General features: G+C 67.7%; 21 protein-coding genes. 14 read left to right on the top strand and 7 right to left on the bottom strand.

Features of this window, described 5'->3' with window-relative positions; genetic code table 11:
- The first annotated feature begins 66 nt into the window (after positions 1-66).
- Complete coding sequence (locus tag Q8S30_RS01605) at positions 67-1,095, top strand: zinc ABC transporter substrate-binding protein (RefSeq protein ID WP_305664282.1); 1,029 nt, start codon at positions 67-69, stop codon at positions 1,093-1,095.
- On the opposite strand, the gene Q8S30_RS01600 is transcribed toward Q8S30_RS01605, so the two are convergent.
- Both Q8S30_RS01600 and uraH read right to left on the bottom strand, forming a co-directional pair.
- The gene (locus Q8S30_RS01600) at positions 1,096-2,322 is read right to left on the bottom strand and encodes a urate hydroxylase PuuD (protein ID WP_305664281.1); all 1,227 of its coding nucleotides are present in this window, start codon (positions 2,320-2,322) and stop codon (positions 1,096-1,098) included.
- A 139-nt stretch (positions 2,323-2,461) separates the two neighbouring features.
- Complete coding sequence (gene uraH / locus Q8S30_RS01595) at positions 2,462-2,821, bottom strand: hydroxyisourate hydrolase (RefSeq protein ID WP_305664280.1); 360 nt, start codon at positions 2,819-2,821, stop codon at positions 2,462-2,464.
- A 72-nt stretch (positions 2,822-2,893) separates the two neighbouring features.
- Between uraH and puuE the strand changes: the two genes are divergently transcribed.
- The 3 genes from puuE (at position 2,894) to Q8S30_RS01580 (ending at position 5,768) form a co-directional block, all read left to right on the top strand.
- Positions 2,894-4,309, top strand: coding sequence for an allantoinase PuuE (gene puuE / locus Q8S30_RS01590; protein WP_305664279.1), 1,416 nt, complete (start codon positions 2,894-2,896; stop codon positions 4,307-4,309).
- 10 nt (positions 4,310-4,319) lie between these two features.
- Positions 4,320-5,150 (top strand): bifunctional allantoicase/(S)-ureidoglycine aminohydrolase, encoded by an 831-nt coding sequence (locus Q8S30_RS01585; protein WP_305664278.1) that lies wholly within the window; start codon positions 4,320-4,322, stop codon positions 5,148-5,150.
- A gap of 126 nt (positions 5,151-5,276) precedes the next feature.
- Positions 5,277-5,768: an ureidoglycolate lyase gene (locus Q8S30_RS01580; protein WP_305664277.1), complete on the top strand. Its 492-nt coding sequence runs from the start codon at positions 5,277-5,279 to the stop codon at positions 5,766-5,768.
- 3 nt (positions 5,769-5,771) lie between these two features.
- Here the strand turns inward: Q8S30_RS01580 and Q8S30_RS01575 are convergent, their stop codons facing one another.
- Complete coding sequence (locus Q8S30_RS01575) at positions 5,772-6,893, bottom strand: DSD1 family PLP-dependent enzyme (protein WP_305664276.1); 1,122 nt, start codon at positions 6,891-6,893, stop codon at positions 5,772-5,774.
- Positions 6,894-6,992: 99 nt separating this feature from the next.
- On the opposite strand from Q8S30_RS01575, the gene Q8S30_RS01570 reads away from it, so the two are divergent.
- The 9 genes from Q8S30_RS01570 (at position 6,993) to Q8S30_RS01530 (ending at position 14,005) form a co-directional block, all read left to right on the top strand.
- Positions 6,993-7,517, top strand: a complete 525-nt coding sequence (locus Q8S30_RS01570) for a GbsR/MarR family transcriptional regulator (RefSeq protein WP_305664275.1) — start codon at positions 6,993-6,995, stop codon at positions 7,515-7,517.
- 193 nt (positions 7,518-7,710) lie between these two features.
- Positions 7,711-7,872, top strand: coding sequence for a hypothetical protein (locus Q8S30_RS01565; protein ID WP_305664274.1), 162 nt, complete (start codon positions 7,711-7,713; stop codon positions 7,870-7,872).
- A complete protein-coding gene (gene hemP, locus Q8S30_RS01560; protein WP_161344570.1) occupies positions 7,869-8,030 on the top strand; it encodes a hemin uptake protein HemP in 162 nt (53 codons plus the stop codon). Before Q8S30_RS01565 ends, hemP begins: the two co-directional genes overlap by 4 nt.
- A gap of 86 nt (positions 8,031-8,116) precedes the next feature.
- Positions 8,117-9,382: an imelysin family protein gene (locus Q8S30_RS01555; protein WP_305664273.1), complete on the top strand. Its 1,266-nt coding sequence runs from the start codon at positions 8,117-8,119 to the stop codon at positions 9,380-9,382.
- An 83-nt stretch (positions 9,383-9,465) separates the two neighbouring features.
- On the top strand, positions 9,466-9,759 hold the full coding sequence (locus Q8S30_RS01550) for a bacterioferritin-associated ferredoxin (protein ID WP_305664272.1): 294 nt from the start codon (positions 9,466-9,468) through the stop codon (positions 9,757-9,759).
- On the top strand, positions 9,707-10,192 hold the full coding sequence (gene bfr / locus Q8S30_RS01545) for a bacterioferritin (protein ID WP_305664271.1): 486 nt from the start codon (positions 9,707-9,709) through the stop codon (positions 10,190-10,192). Before Q8S30_RS01550 ends, bfr begins: the two co-directional genes overlap by 53 nt.
- A gap of 210 nt (positions 10,193-10,402) precedes the next feature.
- The gene (locus tag Q8S30_RS01540; protein ID WP_305664270.1) at positions 10,403-11,917 is read left to right on the top strand and encodes a di-heme oxidoredictase family protein; all 1,515 of its coding nucleotides are present in this window, start codon (positions 10,403-10,405) and stop codon (positions 11,915-11,917) included.
- Positions 11,914-12,912 (top strand): imelysin family protein, encoded by a 999-nt coding sequence (locus tag Q8S30_RS01535; protein WP_305664269.1) that lies wholly within the window; start codon positions 11,914-11,916, stop codon positions 12,910-12,912. The genes Q8S30_RS01540 and Q8S30_RS01535 overlap by 4 nt, the downstream gene beginning before the upstream one ends.
- Before the next feature lie 13 nt (positions 12,913-12,925).
- The gene (locus Q8S30_RS01530) at positions 12,926-14,005 is read left to right on the top strand and encodes a DUF1513 domain-containing protein (RefSeq protein ID WP_305664268.1); all 1,080 of its coding nucleotides are present in this window, start codon (positions 12,926-12,928) and stop codon (positions 14,003-14,005) included.
- Between the two features lie 89 nt (positions 14,006-14,094).
- Here Q8S30_RS01530 and ugpC read toward each other — a convergent pair whose 3' ends face one another.
- The 4 genes from ugpC to ugpB form a co-directional block, all read right to left on the bottom strand.
- A complete protein-coding gene (ugpC, locus tag Q8S30_RS01525; RefSeq protein WP_305664267.1) occupies positions 14,095-15,171 on the bottom strand; it encodes a sn-glycerol-3-phosphate ABC transporter ATP-binding protein UgpC in 1,077 nt (358 codons plus the stop codon).
- 16 nt (positions 15,172-15,187) lie between these two features.
- Complete coding sequence (gene ugpE / locus Q8S30_RS01520; RefSeq protein ID WP_305664266.1) at positions 15,188-16,036, bottom strand: sn-glycerol-3-phosphate ABC transporter permease UgpE; 849 nt, start codon at positions 16,034-16,036, stop codon at positions 15,188-15,190.
- A gap of 1 nt (position 16,037) precedes the next feature.
- Positions 16,038-16,916, bottom strand: a complete 879-nt coding sequence (gene ugpA, locus Q8S30_RS01515) for a sn-glycerol-3-phosphate ABC transporter permease UgpA (protein WP_305664265.1) — start codon at positions 16,914-16,916, stop codon at positions 16,038-16,040.
- A 95-nt stretch (positions 16,917-17,011) separates the two neighbouring features.
- The gene (ugpB, locus tag Q8S30_RS01510) at positions 17,012-18,331 is read right to left on the bottom strand and encodes a sn-glycerol-3-phosphate ABC transporter substrate-binding protein UgpB (RefSeq protein ID WP_305664264.1); all 1,320 of its coding nucleotides are present in this window, start codon (positions 18,329-18,331) and stop codon (positions 17,012-17,014) included.
- A 481-nt stretch (positions 18,332-18,812) separates the two neighbouring features.
- Here ugpB and Q8S30_RS01505 point away from each other — a divergent pair, with 481 nt between their 5' ends.
- A complete protein-coding gene (locus Q8S30_RS01505; protein ID WP_305664263.1) occupies positions 18,813-19,319 on the top strand; it encodes a GNAT family N-acetyltransferase in 507 nt (168 codons plus the stop codon).
- The last annotated feature ends 63 nt before the right edge of the window (positions 19,320-19,382 follow it).

The following is a 19,382-nucleotide window of genomic DNA, read 5'->3' as shown; positions in this document are numbered from 1 at the left end:
CTTGACCTGTTATGCTATAACATAGACAAGGCCCTCCACCCCCACAAGCCACCCCGAAGGATTGCCATGCGCCGCCTCATCGCCCTGACCCTCACTGCCACCCCCGCCTGCCTGATGCTGGCCACCACCGCGCAGGCCGAGGTTCCCGCCGTCGTCACCGACATTCCCGCCGTACACTCGCTCGCTGCGCAGGTGATGGGCGAGCTCGGGCAGCCCGCGATCCTGCTGGAGCAGGGCGGCAATGCGCATAGCTACCAGATGAAACCCAGCCAGGCCCGCGCGCTGCAGAACGCCGACCTGATCTTCTGGATCGGGCCCGAGATGACCCCCTGGCTCGACCGCGCCATCGAGGGCGTGGCGCTGTCCGGCAAGCCGGTGGCGCTACTGCAGGCCGAGGGCACCTTCCGCCGCGAGTTCGGCGACGGCGCCGAGGGGCACGCGCATGAGGGCGAGGGCGACGACCACCCCGAACACGCAGATGACAATGCGCATGACGACCACGCTCATGAAGGCGAGAACCACGAGGGCCATGACGACCACGCCGATGAGGTTCCCGAAGACGACCACGACCACAGCGGCACCGATCCCCATGCCTGGCTCGACCCGGCCAATGCGCAAGCCTGGCTGGGCGTGATCGCCGCCGAACTCGCCGCCGCCGATCCCGAGAACGCCGCCACCTACAGCGCCAATGCCGATGCCGCCTCCGAGGCCATCGCCGCGCTCGACACCCAAATCGCGGCGACTCTCGCGCCGGTGCAGGGCCGCCCCTTCGTCGTCTTCCACGATGCCTATGGCTACTTCGCCGGTCACTACGGCCTGACCATCGCCGGCACCGTCTCGCTTGGCGATGCCGCCGCCCCCGGCGCGGAACGGCTGACCGAGATCCGGCATCTGCTGGAAGACGAAGCCGCCGTTTGCATCTTCCCCGAGGCGCAGCACGATCCCAAGCAGATCGAGGCGCTGGTCGAGGGCACGCCGGTCAAACTCGGCGCCGCGCTCGATCCGTCGGGCAGCAACCTGCCCTTCGGCCCGGACCTCTACCCCGCGCTGCTGACCACGATGGCGGAGACGCTCGAGGGCTGCCTCAAGGACTGATCAGCCCGCAGTCGCCGCGCGATACCAGGCCACGATCTTGGCCCGCTCGGCCGGCTCGATGAACGATACATTGGCGGGCGGCATCGCATGGGTGACGCCCGCCTGCAGGTAGATCTTGCGCGCCTGCAGCGCGATCTGTCCGCCGGTTTCCAGATGCACGCCCTTGGGCGCATAATGGATCCCGTCCCAGCCAGGTTCGGCCGCGTGGCACATCGCGCAGCGGCCCATCACGATATCGGTTACCTCGTCAAACCCCGCCGCCGCCGCAAAGCGCTCCGCCCCCCGCGGCAGCGCCGCCTCCTCGGTATCGGGCTGGAACATCGGCGCGGAAGACAGCCACATGATGACCACGAAGAGGATTGCGGTCGCCGCCCAGGTCCAGTGCGGGTTGCCCTTGCGCGCATGGTGGGTGTTGAACCAGTGCCGGATCGTCACCCCCATCAGAAAGACGAGCGACGCAATCAGCCAGTTCATCTCGCTGGCGAAGGCCAGGGGGTAGTGGTTCGACAGCATCAGGAACACGACCGGCAGCGTCAGGTAGTTGTTGTGGGTGCTGCGCTGCTTGGCGATCTTGCCGTATTTCGCATCCGGCACCCGCCCCGCGATCAGGTCCGCCACCACAATCCGCTGGTTCGGCATGATCACCGCAAACACATTCGCCGTCATGATCGTGGCGGTAAATGCCCCCAGATGCAGCAGCGCCGCCCGACCCGAGAACACCTGCGTATACCCCCAGGCCATCGCCACCAGGATCACGTAGAGGCCGACCATCAGCCGCGTATTGTCATCCCCAAACCGGCTCTTGCAGATCGCGTCATAGATCAGCCAACCCAGCCCCAGCGAGGCCACCGAAATCGCCACCGCCTGCCAGACCGGGATATCCAGCACGTTCGGATCAACCAGATAGAGGTCGGCGCCGAGGTAATAGACCAGCGCCAGCAGCGCAAAGCCCGACAGCCAGGTCGAATAGCTCTCCCATTTGAACCAGATCAGGTCATCCGGCATCTGGTCGGGCGCGACCATGTATTTCTGGATGTGGTAAAAGCCACCGCCATGCACCTGCCATTGCTCGCCGCTCGCACCGGGGGGCAGCGGCACATCCTTGCGCAGCCCAAGGTCCAACGCGATGAAGTAGAAGGACGACCCGATCCAGGCGATGGCGGTGATGACATGCAGCCAGCGCACCGCGAACTCGGCCCAGTCCATGAATATGGCGAAATCACTCATCTTGTCCCCCGGACCTTTTCCGCATCATCGCCGGCCGGCCGCGCCGCACCAGCCCCCGCGCAACGCCACGCCGCACGGCGACCATAGGCCGCATCCCCTGCCCGCCCTTCGGGCAAGGCTGCCACTTTTCCGCGCAATCTCAGCTTCCGCGATAGGTGGAATAGCCATAGGGCGACAGCAGCAGCGGCACATGGTAATGCGCCGCGGCATCGCTCATCCCAAAGCGGATCGGCACCTGATCGAGGAACAGCGGCTCCTCCCCTGCACCCCCGCTCTCGCGCAGATAGTCGCCCGCAAAGAACACCAGCTCATAGGTGCCGACAGCGAATTTCTCCACCGGCAGGATCGGCGCATCCGTCCGCCCGTCGGCATTCGTCACCATCTCCACCAGCTTGCGGTGGCTGTTGCCGGTCACGCGATACAGCGCGATCTTCAGCCCCGCCGCCGGGCAGCCCCGCGCCGTATCAAGAACATGGGTCGTCAGGTATCCGCCCGCCATATCTGCCTCTGGTCTTTCCGCTGTGCCAGCGCCATTCTTGGCCCCGAACCGCGCCAACGGCAAGAGATGCAGATGAACCGCTACCCCCGCAACATGATCGGCCACGGCCCCACCCCGCCCGACGCGGCCTGGCCCGGCGGCGCGAAAATCGCCGTCTCGCTGGTGCTGAACTACGAAGAGGGCGGCGAAAACAACGTCCTGCACGGCGATGCCGGGTCCGAGGCGTTCCTGTCCGACATCGCCGGCGCCGCACCCTGGCCGGGGCAGCGGCACTGGAACATGGAATCCATCTACGAATACGGCGCCCGCGCCGGCTTCTGGCGCCTGCACCGCCTCTTCACCGGCATGTCCATCCCCGTCACCGTCTACGGCGTCGCCACCGCCCTCGCCCGCAGCCCCGAACAGGTGGCCGCAATGCGGTCTGCAGGCTGGGAAATCGCCTCGCACGGCCTCAAATGGGTCGAGCACAAGGACATGCCCGAGGCCGAGGAACGCCGCCAGATCGCCGAGGCGATCCGCCTGCATACCGAGGTGGTGGGGGAGCGCCCGCTTGGCTGGTACACGGGGCGCTGCTCCACCAACACCCTGCGGCTGACGGCAGAGGAAGGCGGCTTCGCCTGGATCTCCGACACCTATGACGATGACCTGCCCTATTGGGTCGAGGTCGGCACGCGGGACCAACTGGTGATCCCCTACACGCTCGAAGCCAATGACATGCGCTTCGCCACGTCGCCCGGCTACACCGAGGGCGAGCAGTTCTTCACCTACCTGCGCGACAGCTTCGACACGCTCTATGCCGAGGGCGAGGCTGGCGCGGCCAAGATGTTCTCGATCGGCCTCCACTGCCGCCTGATCGGCCGCCCCGGCAAGATCGCGGGCCTCAAGCGCTTCCTCGACTATGCGCAAAGCCACGAAGGCGTCTGGTTCCCCCGCCGCATCGACATCGCCCGCCACTGGGCCGAGGCGCATCCGCACCAGCGCGTGGAACGTCCCAGCAAGATGACCCATGCCGATTTCACCGCCCGCTTCGGCGGTATCTTCGAGCATTCCCCTTGGATCGCCGAACGCGCCTGGAACCTTGAGCTTGGTCCCGCCCATGACCGCGCCGCCGGCGTCCACAATGCCCTCACCCGCGTCTTCCGCAGCGCCGCCCGTTCCGACAGGCTGGCGGTGCTGCAAGCCCACCCCGACCTCGCCGGCAAACTCGCCGCCGCGCGCCGCCTGACCGAACATTCCGCCGCCGAACAGGCCGGCGCCGGGCTCGATGCCCTCACCGATGCGGAACGGGCCGAGTTCGAGCGCCTCAACACCGCCTATGTCGCCAAGCACGGCTTCCCCTTCATCATCGCCGTGCGCGACCATGACAAGGCCGGCATCCTCGCCGCCTTCCAGCGCCGCCTGGCCCATGACACCGAAACCGAATTCACCGCCGCCTGCGCCCAGGTGGAACGCATCGCCGAACTGCGCCTGCAAGCGCTGCTGCCGTGAAAGACCGACCATGACCACCTATTACGCCCCCAAGGGCGGCCTGCCGCCGCAAACCCAGCTGATGACCGGCCGCGCCGTCTTCACCGAAAGTTACGCCTTCCTGCCCCGCGGCGTCTTCAGCGACATCGTCACCAGCCTGCTGCCCGGCTGGACCGGCACCCGCATGTGGCTAATCGCAAGGCCGATGTCCGGCTTCTCCGAAACCTTCAGCCAATATGTCATGGAAGTCGCCCCCGGCGGCGGCTCCGACAGCCCCGAACCCGAGGCCCGCGCGCAGGGCGCCATCTTCGTCACCGAAGGCGAGCTCTGGTTGTCGCTCGACGGCCAGGAACACGAGCTCGGCCCCGGCGGCTTCGCCTATATCCCCCCCGGATGTGCCTGGCGCCTGCACAATGGCGCGCACCATCCCGCCCGCTTCCACTGGATCCGCAAGCTGTGGGAGCCCGCCCCCGGCCTCACCCCGCCCGCCGCCTTCGTCACCAACGAGGCCGAGATCGCCCCGACCCCGATGCCAGACACAGAGGGCAAATGGGCCACCACCCGCTTCGTCGATCCCGCCGACCTTGCGCATGACATGCATGTCACCATCGTCACCTTCCAACCCGGAGGCGTGATCCCGTTCGAGGAGACGCATGTCATGGAACACGGCCTCTACGTGCTCGAAGGCAAGGCCGTCTACAAACTCAACCGCGACTGGGTCGAGGTCGAGGCCGGCGATTTCATGTGGCTCCGCGCCTATTGCCCGCAGGCCTGCTACGCCGCCGGCCCCGGCCCGTTCCGCTACCTCCTCTACAAGGACGTCAACCGCCACGCCCAACTCCGCGGCCCGTGGTCCCGCTGAACCCGCCCCCACATTCGTTCTGGTCCAAATATCCTCGGGGGGCGCGGGGGGCAGAAGGCCCCCCGCGTTCTGACGTTTCATGCGGGGCAGACAGCCCCCCGGCTCCGCCAACCAAAGGCACCCCACATGACCCTCCTGCGCCCCCAGCCCCTCACCGCCGCCGCCTTCGCCCCCTTCGGCGATGTGCTCGACGCGTCGGGCACCCCCGACCGCATCATCAATGCCGGCCTCTGCGGCCGCTTCCATGACCGGGCGCAGCTCGACTTCGGCGAGCCCGGCAGCCGCGCCGGCATCTCGATCTTCGACGCGGTGCCCCGACCGCTGCCCTACAGCTTCGATCTGGTCGAACGGCACCCCGAGGGCAGCCAGGCCTTTATCCCGATGAGCCTGCAACCCTTTCTCGTCATCGTCGCCCCGGATGAGGGCGGCACGCCCGGCACTCCCCTCGCCTTCCTCACCGCGCCCGGGCAGGGCATCAACCTGCATCGCGGCACGTGGCACGGCGTCCTCACCCCGCTGCACGCGCCGGGCCTCTTCGCGGTGGTGGACCGGATCGGCCCCGGCGCGAACCTGCAGGAGCATACCTATCCGAAGCCCTTCACTGTGCTCCCGGCATAACCCTCAGAAGTGCTTGCCCCGCGCCGTCACCGGCCAGAGGCACTCCACCACGCCGCCGCGGATCCCCACATACCAGTCGTGCAGGTTCACCGTCGGGTCGCAATGCCCCGGGATCAGCCGCAGCCGGTCCCCCGGGCGCAGCACATCGCCCGGATCGGCCAGCGTGCCATGCTCGTCCGAGGCGCCCACATAGGCCACACCCTCCCGCGCCGAGACCGGCAGCCCGCTCTCCATCGTCATCACCTTCAGCCCGGCATCGCAGACCGCATGGCCCGGGCGGGTCTTCGACATCACCCCCGCCAGCACGAACATCGCATTGCGGAAGGGCGAGGCCACCCTACCGCCCGCATCGAGGTTGCGGCCATAATCGGCATCCATGAAGGCATAGGACCCGCATTGCAGCTCGGTATACACCCCCGACGCGCCCTCATGTCGGAAGCTCCCCGTCCCCGCCCCGGTGACGCAGGGCACCGCAATCCCCGCCGCCTCCAGCGCGGCAACCGTCTCGCGCACCTTGCCCACCACATCCGCAATCGCCGCCGCCCGCTCGGCTTCCGTCCGCAGATGCTGCGCGTTGCCGTGATAGGCCTGCAGGCCGCCAAAGCGCAGTCCCGGCGCGGCAATGATCGCCTGCGCCAGCGCCAACGCCGCCCCGCCCGGCGCCACACCGCAGCGTGCCGCGCCCACATCCACCTCCACCAGCACCCGCAGCTCGGTGCCCGCCTCGGCCACCGCCGCCGCAAGCTCCGCCACGCCCCCGGCATCGTCCACGCAGACCGCCACCCGCGCCCGCCCGGCCAGCCGTGCCAGACGCGCCAGCTTCACCCCGTCCCGCACCTCGTTCGAGATCAGCACATCGCCCACCCCGGCCCGCACCAGCGCCTCCGCCTCGCTGACCTTCTGGCAGCAGACCCCCACCGCCCCCGCCGCCATCTGCATCAGCGCGATATCGGCCGACTTGTGCATCTTGGCATGGGGCCGCAGCGCCACGCCCATGCTGCGCGCCTCCGCCGCCAGCAGCGCGATATTCGCCTCCAGCGCATCGAGATCCAGAATCAGTGCCGGGGTCTGCACCTCGGCCTCGGTCATCCCGATCATCGCGGGCAGGTCATATCCGGGTTCCATCGGCGCTCCTTTTGCATCGCGGCGTGCTGACAGCCGCCTGATCCTTGTCTAACATCGCCCCAGCAGAACCGGAATTGCTGCATTTCTTGGGGGTGGCCGATGCCGGATGAAGCAACAAGGGCGCTGTTCGCCGAGCTTGGGACAAGCCTCGGCCTGTCGCGCCCCGCCGCGCAGTGCTTCGCCGCGATCTGGCGCGCGGCGCAGGCACCCTGCGCCGATGATCTGGTGCTGCGGGCGGGCATATCCCGCTCTAACGTCTCCACCGCGCTGAAAGAGCTGCGCGGCTGGGGCCTCATCTCCATCGCCCGCGTGCCCGGCGACCGGCGCGAATATTTCGTGGCCCCCGCCGACCCCTGGGCGCTGATCCGGCAGGTGCTGGCCGAGCGGCAGCGGCGGGTGCTGGCGCCGGCGCTGGACCGGCTGCGCGACCTGCAGGCCGCCGGTGCGGGCCCCGAGATCACCGAACTGGCGGACGCGCTGCAGGCAATGGCAGAATGGCAAGAGCGGCTGTCGCAACTCGACCCCGCCGATCTGGCGGCGCTGGTCTCCGGCACGGCCCCGGCCGAGGCCGAATCCGGGGCCGGCGAGCACAAGAAAAAGAAGAAGAAATCCCGCAAGTCCTGACCGCGGGTCTGCGCGACGGGCCCCTGCCCCGGCCGCCCTGCGGCGCGGGGAGCTTCGCCGTGGCAACAGGATGCCGCCCGAATACCTGAGCATAAAAATCAGGTTTGACAAAACCTACCTTTTCGCTCAACTTCATCTCACCCCAGCCAGCCACCTCCGGCAGCCAGAATCTCCCCCCGCCCGGAGGCACCCGATGAAACGCGCAACAGAGACAAGCCCCACCCAAGACCGGGGCCAGAACAGGATCGAGCCGCAGCTTTGCCTTGGCGAAGTGATCCAGACCCTGCTTGCCGGGCTCCCCCCCGGCGGACACGGACTGGATTTCGTGCTCGACCGGATCGAGAGGATGCCATGAACGCCACGCTGTCCCATACCTTCGCCCTGCAAGACGCCCTGCCCGTGCATGAGGCGACCCGCCTGACCGAGGGCGGCGCGCAGGCGCGCATCGTGCTCAACGGCCAGATCTACACGCTGCGCATCACCAAGGCCGGCAAGCTGATCCTGACGAAATAAGCGCCTCGCGCCCGCCGGCAGTGCCCACCACACCGCCGGCGTTTCGCGTGGCCAAAGCACATGAACCGACCCCGAGAGGACACCAGATGAAGACCCGGCTTTTCGCCCTCGCCTTAGCCAGCACGGCCCTTGTCGGCCTGCCCGCCCTTGCCGCCGACAAGGCCGCGGTGCTGGAAACCTATGCCGACATCGCCGCTGCGGGCTATGAAGACAGCCTGTTCACCGCCAAGGCCCTGCAAGAGGCCGTCGCGGCTCTGGTCGCCGCCCCCTCGGAAGACACGCTCGCCGCCGCCAAGACCGCATGGCTCGCCGCGCGCGTGCCCTATCAGCAGACCGAGGTGTTCCGCTTCGGCAATGCGATCGTCGATGACTGGGAAGGCAAGGTCAACGCCTGGCCGCTGGACGAAGGCCTGATCGACTATGTCGACACCTCCTATGGCGAGGCCAGCGAGGAGAACGAATACCGCATCCTCAACGTCATCGCGAACCCGACGTTCGATCTGTCGGGCACGCCGGTGGACGCCACGGAGATCACTCCCGAACTGATCGGCGAGACGCTGCACGAGGCCGACGAGAACGAGGCCAACGTCGCCTCCGGCTATCACGCCATCGAGTTCCTGCTCTGGGGCCAGGACCTGAACGGCACCGAACCCGGCGCCGGCGCCCGCCCCTATACCGACTACATCACCGGCGACGGCTGCACCGGCGGCAATTGTGACCGCCGCGCCGCCTACCTGACCGCCGCCACCGATCTGCTGGTGTCGGACCTTGAATACATGGCCGCAGCCTGGGCGGAGGGCGGGACAGGCCGCGCCACCGTGCTGGCCGATGAGGATGCCGGGATCTCGGCGATCCTCACCGGCATGGGCAGCCTGTCCTATGGCGAGCAGGCGGGCGAGCGCATGAAGCTGGGCCTGATGCTGAACGACCCCGAGGAGGAGCATGACTGCTTTTCCGACAACACCCATAACAGCCATTACTATGACGGGCTCGGCATCCGGAACGTCTATCTGGGCAGCTATACCCGCGTCGATGGCAGCACCGTCACCGGCCCCTCGCTGTCCTCCCTCGTCGCCGCAGCAGATCCGGCCGTGGATGCCGAGCTGAAGACCGATCTCGACGCCACCGTCGCCGCACTGGACGATCTGGTGACGGCAGCCGAAGGCGGCATGGCCTATGACATGATGCTCGCCCCCGGCAATGCCGAAGGCGAGGCGCTGATCACCGCCGCCGTGGATGGCCTCGTCAAGCAGACCCAGGCCATCGAACGCGCGGTGACGGCGCTTGGCGTCTCGGGCCTCGCCTTTGAAGGCTCCGACAGCCTCGACAACCCCACCGCCGTCTTCCAGTAACCCCAACGTCTTCCAATAACCTCGCCGGGGCGCCTATCGCCCCGGCCCACCACGCCTCACGTCGAGCCTCTCGGGGAACCGCCATGATCGTCTGTCATTGCCAATCCATCGCCGATCACGACATCCGCGCCGCCGTCGACTGGATGCGCGCCTCCGACCCCGACACCATCATCACACCCGGAAAGATCTACCACGCCTTGGGGAAAAGTGCCGATTGCGGGGGCTGCATGCCGCTTTTCCTTGCCACCATGCGGGGTTGCGACAATCTTGGGGTGCCAACCAACTTGCGCGGCCTGCGCCGCCTGGCAGGAAAGGACCATACGAATGAAGGGCGACCCCAAGGTCATCGAGTATCTCAACGCCGCTCTGCGCTCTGAGCTGACGGCGGTCAGCCAGTACTGGCTGCATTACCGCCTGCAGGAAGACTGGGGCTTTGGCCGTCTGGCCGACAAGAACCGCGCCGAGAGCATCGAAGAGATGCACCATGCCGACAAGCTGATCACCCGGATCATCTTTCTCGAAGGCCATCCGAATCTGCAGAAACTCGACCCGCTGCGCATCGGCCAAACCCTGCTCGAAACGCTGGAATGCGATCTGGCTGCCGAGCATGAGGCCCGCACGCTCTATATCGAGGCGCGCGACCATTGCGAGGTGGTGAAGGACTACACCACCAAGGCGCTGTTCGAAGAGCTGATCGCCGATGAGGAAGGCCATATCGACTTCCTGGAAACCCAGATCGGGCTTTACGAGAAACTGGGCGAAGAGCGCTATGGGCTGCTGAACGCCAAGCCGGCGAACGAAGCCGACTGATCCCGCAGTGTCTTGCGGCTGATGCCCCCGCCCCGTTTCGGGCGGGGGTTTTGCTTTGCCGGGGGCGAAGCGGGGGCCAGCCCCCGCACCCCCGGGATATTTTCGCAAAGAAGAGGGGGAAAGGGCAGAATGCCGCGGTGGGGCGCGCGCACATTCCGATTGAAACACTCGGGATTTCGCGGCACTCACATGGGCAAAGGATGCCCTGCCATGCGATCAGCCCAGCCCTGCCTCCCCCTGCTGCGCACCGCCCTCGTGGCGGCGCTGCTAGCCGCACCCGCGCAGGCGCTGGAAGAGCAGCCCCGCAGCGCGGCGGAGGCGGCGCGGATCGCAGCGGTGCTGGCCCCGCCCACCGATTTCACCGCACCCGAGCCCTTCGAGGCCCTGCCCGGCGGCAGCGGCACCACCCGCGGCGCGGCGGCGCGCGGCCGGGCGGCCTTTGCGGCGACGCTGCCGGGGATGGGGCCGGAGCAGGAGCTGGACTTCCACCTCGGCTCCGCCCTCTTCGGCAAGCTCTGGGTGACGGCGCCTTCGGCGACCCGCGCTTCGGACGGGCTCGGGCCGCTGTTCAATGCCCGCTCCTGCCTTGGCTGCCATCCCGGCAATGGCCGCGGCCAGCCGCGCGGGGCTGAGGACCGCGGGGCCAGCGGCATGGTGCTGCGCCTGTCAGTGGCCGCTGATCCGCCGGCAGAGCTTGCGGCCATCGAGGGCTATCTGGCAACGCTGCCGCATCCCGAGCTTGGCGAGCAGCTGCAGGACTTTGCCGTTGCCGGCCAAGCCCCCGAAGGCCAGCTGGCGATCCGCTATACCGAGATCGTCGTGCCCTTGTCCGGAGGCGAAACCGCCAGCCTGCGCCAGCCGGTCTACAGCGTAGGCCCCGCCCTGCCCCCCGGCACCCTGACCAGCCCCCGCATCGCCCCGCCGATGATCGGGCTGGGGCTGCTGGAGGCGATCCCGGCCGCCGACATCCTCGCCGCCGCCGATCCCCATGATGCGGATGGCGACGGCATCTCGGGCCGTGCGGGTACCGTCTGGTCGCGGGAACGGGGGGCGCCAGCGCTTGGCCGCTTCGGCTGGAAGGCCGGCCATGCCACGCTGGCCGATCAGGTCGCCAGCGCCTTTGCCATCGACATCGGCATTTCCAACCCGCTCTATCCCGGCGGCTGGGGCGATTGCACCGAGGCGCAGACGGGTTGCCGCACCGCCCCGCATGGCGAGGACGCCGACCTGCGCGAGGGGCTGGAGCTGGACAGCATCGGCCTCGCGCTCACCACCCATTTCGCCGCGGCGCTCGCGGTGCCCGAACGGCGGAGCATCGCGGACCGCCAGGTGCTGCGCGGAAAGGAGATGTTCCACGCCGCCGGCTGCGCCGCCTGCCACACGCCCAAACATGTCACCACCCGCCTGCCGGACGATCCCGCCCGCAGCTTTCAGCTGATCTGGCCCTATACCGACCTTCTGCTGCACGACATGGGCGAGGGGCTGGCCGATCACCGCCCCGAAGCCACCGCCTCGGGGACCGAATGGCGCACCCCGCCGCTCTGGGGCATCGGCTTGACGCAGGCAGTCTCGGGGCACACCCTATACCTGCACGACGGCCGCGCCCGCAGCCTCTTGGAGGCGGTGCTCTGGCATGGCGGCGAAGCGCAGCCGGCGCGTGACCGGGTTGCGGACATGCCGCCCGAAGACCGCGCCGCCCTGATCCGGTTTCTGGAGAGCCTATGAAGATCCTCACCATCCTCCTGCTGGCCCTCGCCGCCCCCGCCGCCGCCGATCCTGTGGTGGACCGCGTGGTCACCGGCACCATCCTGCCGCGCTTTGCTGCCTTCGCGCAGGCCGCCGCCGCGCTGGAAGATGCCGCCGCCGCCGATTGCCTTGCGCAATCCGCCACCCTCCGCGCCGCCTGGAATGCCGCCTTCGACGCCTGGATCCCCGCCTCCACCTTCCGCATCGGCCCGCTGGAACAGAAGGGCCGCGGCCTCGCCATCGCCTTCTGGCCCGACCCCAAGGGCGCCACCGACCGCGCCCTTGCCGCCCTGCTGGCGGGGGGCGGCGCCCCGCTCGCCTCGGGGCAGACCTATGCCGAGGTCTCCGTCGCCGCCCGCGGCCTCCATGCGCTGGAAGTCATGCTCTACGACCCCGCCTTCAACACCTACACCGAAGCGGACCCTGGCTGCGCCCTGACCCGCGCAGCCGCTGCCGACCTTGCGGCCCTCGCGGCCGAGGTCGAAGCCGGTTGGCGCACCGAGTTCGCCCCGCTGCTGCAAACCGCCGGCGCCCCCGGCAACACCCGCTTCCTGTCAGCGCATGAGGCGCGCCAAGCCGTCTTCACCCAGCTTGTCACCCAGCTTGGCTTCGATGCCGAGGTCCGCCTCGGCCGCCCGCTTGGCAGCCTGACCCGCCCCCGCCCCCTGCGCGCCGAGAGCCGGGGGGCTGGCCGCTCGCTCCACAACGTCACCCTCTCGCTCGCCGCCAACCGCGCGCTGGCCGAGGCGCTGACGGAGGGCGGCACCGAGTACCTGTTCGACTATTTCGACTACGCCCAAAGCGTCGCCGCCAAGCTCGACGATCCGGTCTTCGCCAAGGTCGACACCCCCACCGGCCGCCTGAAGGTGCAGGAGCTGAAAACCGCCATCGAGCGCGTGCACGATGCCGCCTCGGCCGAACTCGCCGCCGAGCTTGGCGTCGCCGCCGGCTTCAACGCCCTTGACGGCGACTGACAGGAGCCTCCCCATGACCACCCGCCGCGGATTTCTGGCCAGCCTCCTCGCCGCCTCCACCGTTCCCAAGCTCGGCTGGGCCGCGGCGGGCGATCCCGCCTTCCTCGCCGCCGCCCGCGATGCGGATGGCAGCTTCGCGCTCTACGGCGTGGGCGCCGATGGCGCCGACCGCTTCCGCATCCCCCTGCCCGCCCGCGGCCATGCCGGGGCCGTCCACCCGACCGAGCCGCTGGCCGTCGCCTTCGCCCGCCGCCCCGGGACCTTCGCCGTGGTGCTGGATTGCGTGACGGGGCAGACGCTGGCGCGGCTCGACAGTCCCGAGGGCCGGCACTTCATGGGCCACGGGTCGTTCTCGCCCGATGGGGCCCTGCTCTACACCGCCGAGAACGATTTCGTCACCACCCGTGGCAAGATCGGCCTGTGGTCCCGCAGCGATGGCTGGCGGCGCATCGGCGAGCTGGAAAGCCACGGCATCGGCCCGCATGACGTGCAGTTCCTCCCGGGCGGGCAGGTGATGGCGGTGGCGAATGGCGGGATCGAGACCAATCCCGCCAAGGGCCGCGAGAAGCTGAACCTGCCGGTGATGCGCCCGAACCTCTCCTATCTGTCCCTGACCGGCGAGCTGCTGGAACAGGTGGAACTGCCCACCGAATGGCACCGCAACTCCATCCGCCATCTGGCCATCGGTCCGGACGGGATGGTCGCCTTTGCGATGCAATGGGAGGATGAGCCCGAAACCGCGCCGCCGCTTCTGGGCCTGCACCGGAGGGGGGCGGAGCCTGTGCTGGCCGATGCCGGGGAGGCCGAGCACCGGCTGATGAAGGGCTATGTCGGCAGCGTGGCGATCAGCAGGGACGGGGCGCAGGTCGCCGTCTCCTGCCCCCGCGGCGGCCGGGTGGTGGTGTTCGATACCGCGGGCAATCTGCTGCACGTCATCCCCCGCGCCGATGTCTGCGGCCTCGCGCCGATGGGCGCGGGCTTCGTGCTGACCGACGGGGTGGGCGGGCTGCTGCAGCTGGAGGCGGGGCGGCTGACCCCGCTTGGCGCAAGGGCGCGGGCCTGGGACAATCACGCAGTGGCGCTCAGGGGGTGAGGTTGGCGTCATGGGCTGGCGGCGGGGGGCCGTCTACCCCCCGCACCCCCCGAGGATATTTGCGACGGCAAAGGGGAAGGGGGTGGCGCTCAGGCGTCCACCCGTGCCGCCTGTGTCGTCTCGATCCGCCGGCCATTCGCCAGGTCGAAGAGGTGCAGCCCCCCCGGGGCCGCGGCCAGCGTCAGCCGCCCGCCCAGATCCTGCCCCGCTGGCAGCGCCGCGCAGAGCGGCTGGCCCTCGGCATGGCCATGCACCAGCCGCTGCGCGCCCAGTTCCTCGACATAGGCGATCTTCATCTCCAGCGCCCCCGCCGTCCCCTCCGGCACCCGGCGCAGGTCTTCGGGGCGCAGGCCGACCATCACCGGGCCCGACACTTCCGCCCGCAGCGCCAGCACCGCGCCCGCCACCCGCAACTCTGTCCCCGACAGCTCACCATCCAGCAGGTTCATCGCCGGCGAGCCGATGAAGCCCGCGACGAAGGCCGAGGCCGGCCGGTGATACAGCTCCAGCGGCGCGCCGATCTGCTCCACCTTGCCGCCATTCAGCACCACCAGGCGATGCGCCAGCGTCATCGCCTCCAGCTGGTCATGGGTCACATAGACCGAGGTCGTCCCCAGCCGCGCCTGCAACTGCTTGATCTCGCCGCGCATCTGCACCCGCAGCTTGGCGTCGAGGTTCGACAGCGGCTCGTCGAACAGGAACACCGCCGGTTCGCGCACGATGGCGCGGCCCATCGCCACCCGCTGGCGCTGGCCACCCGACAAGGCGCGGGGCTTGCGGTCGAGATAGGGCCCGATCTGCAACAGCGCCGCCGCCTCATCCACCCGCCGGGTGATCTCCTCGGCAGGCGTGCGGCGGTTCTTCAGCCCGTAGGCAAGGTTCTGGCGCACGGTCATATGCGGGTAGAGCGCGTAGTTCTGGAACACCATCGCAATGTCGCGCTCGGCCGGTTCAACCTCGTTGACCACCCGGCCGCCGATGCGCACCTCGCCCTCGCTGATCGTCTCCAGCCCCGCGATCATCCGCAGCAGCGTGGACTTGCCGCAGCCCGAAGGCCCGACCAGCACCAGGAACTCGCCATCCGCGATCTCGATATCGACGCCGCCCACCGCCCGTGTGCCGCCCGCATAGACCTTGCCGACGCCCCTCAGCGTGATGCCTGCCATTTCCGTTCTCTCCGCTTCACTTCTCGGTCTCGACCAGACCCTTGACGAACAGCCGCTGCATGAACACCACCACCGCCACCGGCGGCAGCATGGCAAGCATCACCGCGGCCATCACGAAATTCCATTGCGGGATCGCGTCGGCCACTTCGGCCATGCGCTTGATCCCGGCGACGACGGTGTAGAACTTGGCATCCGTCGTCACCAGCAGCGGCCACAGATACTGGTTCCAGCCATAGATGAAGAGGATCACGAACAGCGCCGCGATATTGGTGCGCGACAGCGGGATCAGCATGTCGCGGAAGAACTTCATCGGCCCGGCGCCGTCGATCCGCGCCGCCTCCATCAGCTCATCGGGGATGGTCAGGAACACCTGCCGGAACAGGAACGTCGCCGTGGCCGAGGCGATCAGCGGCACCGTCAGCCCGGCATAGCTGTTCAAGAGGCCCAGATCCGCCACCACCTTGAAGGTCGGCACGATCCGCACCTCGACCGGCAGCATCAGCGTGATGAAGATCGCCCAGAAGGCCAGATTGCGGAACGGGAAGCGGAAATAGACGATGGCGAAGGCCGAGGTGATGGAGATGGCGATCTTCCCGCAGGCGATGATCAGCGCCATGATCAGCGAGTTGGTCATCATCAGCATCAAGGGTGGTGCACCGGAGGTAGAAACGCCCTGCCCCAGCATCACCGCGTAATTCTCGGGCCCCTGCGTACCGGGCCAGAGCGGGATCACGCCCGAGGTGAAGGCCGTCGCCTCATGGGTGGAGGCGACGAAGGCCAGCCACACCGGAAAGGCCACGACCAGCACACCCATGATCAGCACCAGATGCGCCAGAAGGTTCAGGATCGGACGGTCTTCAACCATGTCAGTACTCCACCCGCCGCTCGATCCAGCGGAACTGGATCACCGTCAGCCCGATCACGATGGCCATCAGGATCACCGATTGCGCGGCCGAGGAGCCGAGGTTCAGCCCCAGGAAGCCGTCATTGAACACCTTGTAGACAAGGATGTTGGTCGATTGCGCCGGCCCGCCTTCGGTCGTCGCATGGATCACCGGGAAAGTGTCGAAGAGCGTGTAGGTGATCGTCACCACCAGCAGGAAGAAGGTGGTCGGCGACAGCAGCGGCAGGGTGATGGTGAAGAACCGCTTCACCGGCCCCGCCCCGTCGATGGCCGCCGCCTCGCGCAGGCTGGCCGGGATCGCCTGCAACCCCGCCACGAAGAACAGGAAGTTGTAGCTGATCTGCTTCCAGCTCGACGCGATCACCACCAGCACCATCGCGTCATTGCCATTTAGCCCGTGGTTCCAGTCATAGCCCATCTGCCGCAGCACATAGGGCATGATGCCGATGGTCGGGTTGAAGATGAACCACCACATGATCCCCGCCACCACCGGCGCCACGGCATAGGGCCAGACCAGCAGCGTGGTATAGATGCGCGATGAGGCCAGCATCCGGTCCACCGCCAGCGCCAGCAGCAGCGCCAGCCCCAGCGACAGCACCGCGACCGAGATCGAAAACACCGCCGTCACCTGCATCGAGTTGAGGTATTGCGGGTCGCGGAACAGCGCCGCGTAATTCTCCAGTCCGATGAAACTGGTCTTCAGGCCAAAGGCATCCTCGCGCAGAAAGCTCTGCCACACCGCCTGGCCGGCGGGCCACAGGAAGAACACCAGCGTCACCGCCAGCTGCGGGGCCAGCAGCAGCCAGGGCAGTCCCTGATTACCAAAGATCGTGCGCTTCATGGGGGGGGTCCGGGTCACGGCGCGGGCGCCGATGGGAGAGTAAAGACGAACCCGCCCGCGCCGTCTTTGGCGCGGGCGGGCCGGGCGCCTATGGCTTACTTGTTCGCCGCTTCAAACTCGCGGATCAGCACGTTGCCGCGCGACACCAGGTCATCCAGCGCGCCTTGCGCATCTTTCTGGCCCGACAGCAGCGACTGGAACTCTTCGTCGATGATCGAGCGGATCTGGACGTAGTTGCCAAAGCGCAGACCCTTGGAGTTTTCGGTCGGCTCGTTCAGCGTGATCTGCTGGATCGACACGTCAGAACCCGGGTTGGCCTCGTAGAAGCCCTGCTCTTTCGACAGATCCCAGGCAGCCTGGGTGATCGGCAGGTAGCCCGAGAACTGGTGCCAGTCAGCCTGCACTTCGGCCGAGGAGAGGTAGCTGAAGAAGTTCGCCACACCCTTGTATTCGGCCTCGTCGCGGCCCTGAAGAACCCACAGCGTCGCCCCGCCGATGATCGAGTTCTGCGGCGCGCCTTCGACATCGTCATAATAGGGCAGCATGCCGTAACCGACTTCGAAATCCTTGGCATTGGCAACCACGCCGGCGCGGCTGGCCGAGGAGTTCATGTAGATCGCGCATTCCTGGGCGTAGAACTTCGGCGGAGCATCGGCACCGCCGGTCGGCCCGCCATATTGGAACAGGCCCGAGTCCTGCCACTTCTTCAGGTTCTCCCAGTGCTTCACCTGCACGGGGCCGTTGACGGTCAGCTCGGTCTCGATACCGCCAAAGCCGTTCTCCAGCGTGCCGATCGGCTGGTTGTGCCAGGCCGACAGGTTTTCCAGCTGCACCCAGCTGATCCAGCCGGTGGTGAAGCCGCAAGGCGCCGCGCCCGATTCCATGATCTTGGTGCCGAACTCTTCGACTTCGGCCCAGGTTTTCGGCGGGGTGTTGCGGTCAAGGCCGGCCTTCTCGAACACGTCCTTGTTGTAATACAGGATCGGGGTCGAAGAGTTGAACGGCATCGACAGCATGTTGCCTTCAGTGTCGGTGTAATAGCCCACGACCGAGGACAGGAAAGCCGACGGGTCGAAGGGCTCGTCCATATCGGCCATCAGCTCGTACACCGGATAGACGGCGCCCTTGGCGGCCATCATCGTGCCGGTGCCGACCTCGAACACCTGCACGATGGCCGGCTGTTCATTGGCGCGGAAGGCGGCAATCGCGGCGGTCATCGTTTCGGGATAGGTGCCCTTGAACGACGGGATCACGGTATACTCTTCCTGGCTGGCATTGTAGCCGGCCACGATCTCTTCCAGCTTGGTGCCCAGCTCGCCGCCCATGGCGTGCCACCACTGGATTTCGGTCTTGGCCTGGGCGGCCGACAGGGAAGCAATCAGCGCAAGGCTGGAAACGGTCACGGTGCGGATCATGGAGTCACCCCTTGGGTTAGATCGGATGGCTGGGGTTTAGGCGCGCCATGTGACAGTTTGGGTGCGGTTCTGTGACAGTTTACCAATCGGTCAGGAGTGGGGGGTGGGGAGCGCACTTCTCCCCGGAATCGACCAGCCACATCGCCGCTCGTTGCAGGCCCAGCGCCCCGGCGCGATCAGGCGGCTTGCCAGTGGCAAGCCGACCGCGTCGGTTGCCCGAAGGCGCAAGCCGCAGGGCAAGGGGGGTGAAGCTTGGTCCGAAGGGTGCCAAATTCTGATGGGACCGCCCCGGTGGGCACGAATGTGCCCGCCCTCGGGGGGGGCGGGCACAGCAGAATTTCGTCGACGGCCGAAATTCTGCAAGGCGACCGTGGCACCCAAACTTCCCATTGGGCACCCTGCAGAGAGGCCCCCCGCTTGCCCCCGCCCCGCCTTTCCCCCACCTTGCGCCGCAACCGCCCCCCCGCAAAGGCCCCCTCACATGACCCTCGAAACCCGCCCCATGCATCCCGCCGACATGGAGCCGCTGCGCGCCATTCTCAACGACATCATCGCCGCCGGCGGCACCACCGCGCATGAACGCCCCTTCACGCCCGAGCAATTCGGCGCCGCCTACTACCACGGCCCGAACCACGCCGCCGGCTTCACCGTGCTCGATGCCGAAGGCATCCCCGCCGGCTTCCAGCATCTCGGCCGCGACCCTAACCTGCCAACCGGCTGGCTCTCCATCGGCACCTTCACCCGCCGCAACCCGCGCCTGCCCGGCGCCGGCCGCGCCCTCTTCGCCGCCAGCCGGGCGTGGTGCGAGGCGGAAGGGATAGAGGCCATCGACGCCACCATCCGCGCCGACAATACCGGCGGGCTCGCCTTCTATTCCTCGATGGGGTTTCAGGATTACCGGGTCTATCCCGGCGTCCCGCTCAAGGACGGAACCCCGGTGGACCGCATCGCCAAGGTGTTCCGGCTCGGCGCCCCCGAAAACTCCTGAGCGTTTCACTTTACATATGACATATGCATGGGTTCTGCATGGGTTCCATATCCCTGCCGGACA

Origin of the sequence: Frigidibacter sp. (assembly GCF_030695035.1) — a bacterium.
Classification (GTDB): Bacteria; Pseudomonadota; Alphaproteobacteria; order Rhodobacterales; family Rhodobacteraceae; genus Frigidibacter.
This window is presented reverse-complemented; position numbering and strand designations above follow the sequence as displayed.